Consider the following 6,000-nt stretch of genomic DNA (forward strand, 5'->3'; position numbering starts at 1 on the left):
AAAAACACTGATAGGCTTAAAACTTATTGATAACGATAACGCGCCGAGCGTGCATGGGCATCGAGATTTTCTTGAACAGCAAGTACATCAGCTGTTTTAGCCAAAGTCTTAACACCATCTTTTGAACACATGATCAAACTAGAGCGCTTTTGAAAATCATATACACCAAGTGGCGAAGAGAAACGAGCTGTGCCAGATGTCGGTAATACGTGGTTTGGGCCAGCACAATAATCACCAATTGCTTCAGGTGTATAGCGACCCATAAAAATTGCCCCTGCATGGCGAATGTCTTGGCTCATCGCTTCGGCATCATCAAGGCATAATTCCAAATGCTCTGGTGCAACCTGATTAATCAAATCAACTGCTTCAGCACGGTCTTTTACCAAAACTAATGCACCACGATTTTCAATCGATGTACGCGCAATCTCGGCTTTAGGCAATTCATTTAAATGTTTCTCAATTGCAGACTCTACTGCTTCTAATAATGCTTCATCTGGAGTAATGAAAATAGCTTGAGCTACTGTGTCATGTTCAGCCTGAGATAATACATCCATCGCTAACCATTCAGCATTATTCACACCTTCTGCATAAACTAATATTTCAGAAGGTCCAGCAATCATGTCGATACCCACCTGACCAAATACAGCACGTTTAGCAGCTGCCACAAATCGGTTTCCAGGACCCGTAATTTTATCAACACGTGGAACAGTTTGAGTACCATAAGCTAAAGCAGCAACAGCTTGTGCCCCACCAATGGTAAATACTCGGCTAACACCTGCTAGATAGGCGGCAGCTAAAACGAGTGGATTTAGTTCACCATTTGGCGCTGGCACAACCATAATAATTTCAGGTACACCGGCCACATGTGCTGGTACCGCATTCATAAGTACAGATGAAGGATAAGATGCAAGTCCGCCTGGTACATAAATACCAACACGGTCAAGTGGAGTCACTTTTTGTCCTAGGGTATTACCCAAATCATCTACATAAGTCCAGCTATCTTGTTTTTGAGCTTCATGAAAAGTACGAATACGATCAGCTGCAAGTTGCAGGGCTTCACGAATCTCTTGATTTAAACCATCAAAAGCAGCTTTAAGTTGTTGTTGAGACAATTCTAGATCGGAAAATTGATGCGCTGGATGTCGATCGAACTGTTGAGTAAGTTTTAAAACATGATCATCACCATACTGACGAACTTCAGCAATAATTTGATCTACTGTTTGAACCAAATTAGGATCATTAACGGTTTCAAAAGCTAAAAGCTCAGCAAAAACCTGTTTAAAGTTCTGATCTTGAGTCGATAAACGTCGCATCAATTTACCCACAAGGCGAAAAAGAAAAACCAAGTTTACTCTTTTTCTAAGCTCTTGTGGGCATCATATCTACAACTATCGCAAAAGCATGATAGGAAATTACTTTTAACGTGATTGAACAGCTTGTTCAAGTTGGGAAATGATTGGGTTCAATAAAACCTGTTTACGCTTAAAGCTCGCTTTATTGACAATAAGACGTGAAGATACTTTGCAAATTTCTTCCAATGGCTCAAGACCATTTGCTCGTAAAGTATTTCCAGTATCCACTACGTCAACAATATAATCGCCCAAACCAACTAATGGTGCTAACTCCATAGAACCATAAAGTTTAATAACATCCACCTGCTCGCCTAAGCTTGCATAATATTGACGTGTAAGATTGACATACTTAGTGGCAATTTTTAAACGACCTTTTGGGCGTTCCATTCCTACTTTACCAGCAGTCATTAATTTACATTTCGCAATCTGCAGGTCCAATAACTCATAGACATGCTGAGCGCCATGTTCCATAAGTACATCTTTACCTGCTACACCTAAGTCAGCTGCACCATTCTCAACATAAGTTGGCACATCAGATGCACGTAAAATTAAAATACGAACCTGCTTATGTGTGGTTGGAAAAATCAACTTACGTGATTTTTCCGGGTCTTCAAGCAAGTTAATACCAGCTGTAGCAAGTAAAGGTAAAGTTTCTTTTAAAATACGTCCTTTACTCAGTGCCAAGGTCAAACCATGATCAAAATTACCCATTACGTTAAAATTAGGATCATCGTTTCTTACGTCATTCATTAACTTACTCGCTTAATTTTGGCACCTAAACCTTGAAGTTTTTCTTCGACATGCTCATAACCACGGTCAATATGGTAGATACGGTCAATTAATGTATCACCTTCAGCAACCAAAGCCGCTAAAACCAAAGAGAATGAAGCACGTAAATCTGTTGCCATTACAGGTGCTGCTTGTAATTTTTCAACACCCGTCACAACAGCATCATGGCCTTCAACCTGAATATTAGCACCCATACGTGACAATTCAGGAACATGCATGAAACGATTTTCAAAAATGGTCTCGGAAATCGTTGCAAACCCACGACCAATTGCATTTACAGCCATAATTTGTGCTTGCATGTCAGTCGGAAATTCTGGGTGAGGTAGTGTTCTAAAACTTACTGCTTTAGGACGCTTACCCAACATATCCAATTCAATCCAGTCATCGCCACGGGTAACTTCAGCACCCATTTCTTCAAACTTATCTAAAACAGCCTCAAGCAATGAAGGATCTGTATGGGTGGTTTTTACACGTCCACCAGTAATCGCAGCAGCAGCTAAGTAAGAACCTGTTTCGATGCGGTCTGCAACAACTGCATATTCACAGCCATGTAGACTTTCTACACCAGTAACAACCAATGTATCCGTATCTAAACCTTCAATTTTTGCGCCCATTTTAATAAGCATTTGCGCAAGATCAGTAATTTCAGGTTCACGTGCAGCATTACGGATTGTAGTTACACCGTCTGCCAAAGCAGCTGCCATTAAAATATTTTCGGTACCACCAACGGTAACCATATCAAAAACCACTTCGCCGCCTTTCAGACGACCATCAACAGTGGCATGTACATAACCATTTTCAACTTCGATATGTGCACCCAATGCTTCTAGGGCTTTTAAGTGTTGATCTACTGGACGAGAGCCAATAGCACATCCGCCAGGTAATGAAACCTTGGCATTTCCGTAACGCGCTAATAATGGCCCTAATACCAAAATAGATGCACGCATTGTTTTGACAAGCTCATAAGGAGCAAACTGGTTATCTAAAGTAGAAGTATCCGCCTTAACCGTGTCATTTTCATAACTAATTGTGACACCCAGTCCACCAATTAATTTCACCAAAGTATTTACATCTTTAAGATTTGGAACATTGGTTAATGTAATTGGAGAGTCAGCAAGAATCATTGCCGCAAGTAACGGTAAAGCCGCATTTTTAGCACCAGAAATGCGTACTTCCCCTTCGAGCTTAACACCGCCCGTGATTAAAAATTTATCCATTAATATTTAAGCTCCGAAAAGGCTTGCTTTGCGCCATTCATCTTTGGTCATCGCACGAATTGTTACGGCATGAACTTCGCCACTTGCAATATAAGTATTTAATGGTGCATAAACTGCTTGTTGGCGGGCAACAGTACGCTTACCTTCAAATTGATCATCCACAATACGGAGGTCAAATTTTCCAGCCTGTCCGCTCACCACTACTTCCGCCTCAGGAAAAGCTTCTTTTAAAATTTGAGTGAGCTGTTCACTATTCATTGCAAAGACCTCTGACACAACCTACGGTGTAAAACGAAGTATTTTACTATAACTTTTTCAAAGAATTCAGTACGTGTTTATATTTTATCAATAAAAAAGAGGCTATATTTCAAGCCTCTCTCAATTATTAAAAACTTATTAAATAGAAACAGCAACTTGAGAATACGTACATTGCATTTTCCGATATTTTAGCAATTGTTTTTTTAATTTTTCAGTCAGTTTTTTTATTGAAGTATACATATCATCCGCTGTTGCTTGAGCAAACAGCTCAATTCCAGGTAATCGAACTATCGCTTCAGCCACATGATTAGAGCTACCCTTATGTGAACGCTTATCAATCTGATGATCTTTCGTTAATTTAATCTGCATACTATTCACCTGATCAAGATGTTTCGTTAACTGATTAAATTTTGCTTTAATATTTTCTTCTATAGCTGGTGTAATTGCTAAATGATGTCCACGAATCGTTATTTGCATAATTCTATCCCTCACCTTTTTGGGTTATATAAAGAAGAACTAAAACGATTTAATGCAATCTAAAAAGATGATTTGGGACAATTAAACCATTTTAGCTACTTCTCTTGGTGAAAATGAAATTTCATTATTTCGTCATAATGAATGAGTAGAATAGCCATACTTCAAAATTTAGATCAAGACTTTTCTCTCGGATGACGATGGAATATGTAACGATTCTCTATATTTTGCTACAGTCCTTCTAGCTACTTCTATTCCCTCCTCTTTCAATAAAGCAGCAATTGCATTATCAGACAAAGGTTTACGCGGATTTTCATTAGAAACTAACTTTTTAATCATCGCCCGAATTGCGGTAGAAGAAGCCTCACCTCCTGTGGTTGTCCCCACATGACTAGAAAAGAAGTATTTCAACTCAAAAAGTCCACGTGGAGTAAGCATATACTTATTTGTGGTAACGCGAGAAACGGTCGACTCATGTAATTCTACTTCTTCTGCAACATCCCTTAATACTAAGGGTTTCATTGCTTCGGGACCTATTTCAAGAAATGCTTTTTGGTGCTCAACAATACAAGTCGCAACTTTTAATAATGTTTTGTGCCGTTCATCAATACTTTTTATAAAATTTTTAGCCTCAAGCATTTGATTACGTAGATATAAATTATCATCACTTTGATCTGCTCTACGAATCATACTCGAATAAAAAGAATTGATTCTTAATTTTGGCATCACATCAGGGTTTAACTGAACTTGCCAATGCAAATCCTTCTTGGCAACGACTACGTCAGGAATTTGATACTCTGATTCTTGCTTTTCAAAATCCATGCCTGGATAAGGCTTTAATGTTTTTAATAAATCAACTGCAAATTTTAATTGTTCCTTGGAAAGCCCTGTTTGCTTCAATAATTTATTAAGATCATTCGCAATCAGTAATTCGTAATATTGAAGTAGACTTCTAGCTTCTTTCAAATATTCAGTTTCTCTAGGCAAGAACTCCAACTGAACTTTTAAACATTCAGCTAAATTACGAGCTCCAATACCAATTGGATCAAGACGTTGAATATGTTTTAAGACTACTAAAACTTCATCCTCTTCCACTTCCTCGTCTATATCCATCTCATTTAATAAATGCTGTACTGCCAAAATAATCTCTTCTAATTCAGCATCCAAAAAACCTTTATCATCTAAAGCATCAACTATGCAATAAGCAATCAACTGATCTATTTTTGAAAAATTTAGTAAGTTCACTTGCTCCAAAATATGTTCTTTAAGCGTCAGGTGAACTTGGCGATTATCTTCACGCTCTTCGAACTCAGGAGTACCCAAAGCAGTGGATTGATGTGTATAAATGTCATCCCATTCAGTATCAACAGGCAAGTCATCAGGTAAGTGATCAGCATTCAACTCTGTTGTAAGATCATCAGTTTCTTTGTGTTCTAAAGTAGATAAACTTTCCGCTAGTGTTTCATCTTCTACTTTTTCAAGTAATGGATTACTATCTAATTGAATTTGGATTTCTTGCTCTAACTCTAGGCTAGAAAGTTGTAGTAAACGGATTGCCTGCTGCAATTGAGGCGTTAACGATAATGAATTCGCAACTTTCAATCCAACAGATAATTTCATATATTTCTCTTTCCAAAAAACAAGCAAAAATCATGCCTATTAATTATTTATAGCATAGTGTAATGATTTATCCTATACATTGACTCATCAATTCATAAGAAAAATAGAAATTTATTTATTAAAAACGATAGGATTTTATTCTGTCTTATTCTTTTGTATCGATGATTCTTTGCAATAATTCTTTATTGATTGATTTCTTGCTATAAAAAAACACCCCCAACCATTGGTTGGGGGTGTTTAGAATAATGAGCTGGCGATGACTTACTCTCACATGGGTAATCCCACACTAC

General features: G+C 37.8%; 6 protein-coding genes. All 6 read right to left on the bottom strand.

Annotated features, from left to right (window positions below; all coding sequences use genetic code 11):
• Nucleotides 1-23: 23 nt before the first annotated feature.
• Nucleotides 24-1,313, bottom strand: a complete 1,290-nt coding sequence (gene hisD, locus RFX69_RS10765) for a histidinol dehydrogenase (RefSeq protein ID WP_289332861.1) — start codon at nucleotides 1,311-1,313, stop codon at nucleotides 24-26.
• Nucleotides 1,314-1,418: 105 nt separating this feature from the next.
• Nucleotides 1,419-2,102 carry an ATP phosphoribosyltransferase gene (hisG, locus tag RFX69_RS10770; RefSeq protein WP_001000724.1) on the bottom strand — a complete coding sequence of 228 codons (684 nt, stop codon included), beginning with the start codon at nucleotides 2,100-2,102 and terminating at the stop codon, nucleotides 1,419-1,421.
• The gene (gene murA / locus RFX69_RS10775) at nucleotides 2,102-3,358 is read right to left on the bottom strand and encodes a UDP-N-acetylglucosamine 1-carboxyvinyltransferase (RefSeq protein ID WP_000357156.1); all 1,257 of its coding nucleotides are present in this window, start codon (nucleotides 3,356-3,358) and stop codon (nucleotides 2,102-2,104) included. The genes hisG and murA overlap by 1 nt, the downstream gene beginning before the upstream one ends.
• A 6-nt stretch (nucleotides 3,359-3,364) precedes the next feature.
• Complete coding sequence (gene ibaG, locus RFX69_RS10780; RefSeq protein WP_001083680.1) at nucleotides 3,365-3,616, bottom strand: BolA family iron metabolism protein IbaG; 252 nt, start codon at nucleotides 3,614-3,616, stop codon at nucleotides 3,365-3,367.
• A 138-nt stretch (nucleotides 3,617-3,754) separates the two neighbouring features.
• Entirely contained in the window at nucleotides 3,755-4,093 is a 339-nt protein-coding gene (hpf, locus tag RFX69_RS10785; protein WP_001167461.1) for a ribosome hibernation-promoting factor, HPF/YfiA family, read from the bottom strand.
• Between the two features lie 168 nt (nucleotides 4,094-4,261).
• Complete coding sequence (locus tag RFX69_RS10790) at nucleotides 4,262-5,710, bottom strand: RNA polymerase factor sigma-54 (RefSeq protein ID WP_271056403.1); 1,449 nt, start codon at nucleotides 5,708-5,710, stop codon at nucleotides 4,262-4,264.
• Between the last annotated feature and the right edge of the window lie 290 nt (nucleotides 5,711-6,000).

This window comes from Acinetobacter sp. 148 (assembly GCF_031196675.1).
In the GTDB taxonomy this organism is placed as follows: domain Bacteria; phylum Pseudomonadota; class Gammaproteobacteria; order Pseudomonadales; family Moraxellaceae; genus Acinetobacter; species Acinetobacter baumannii.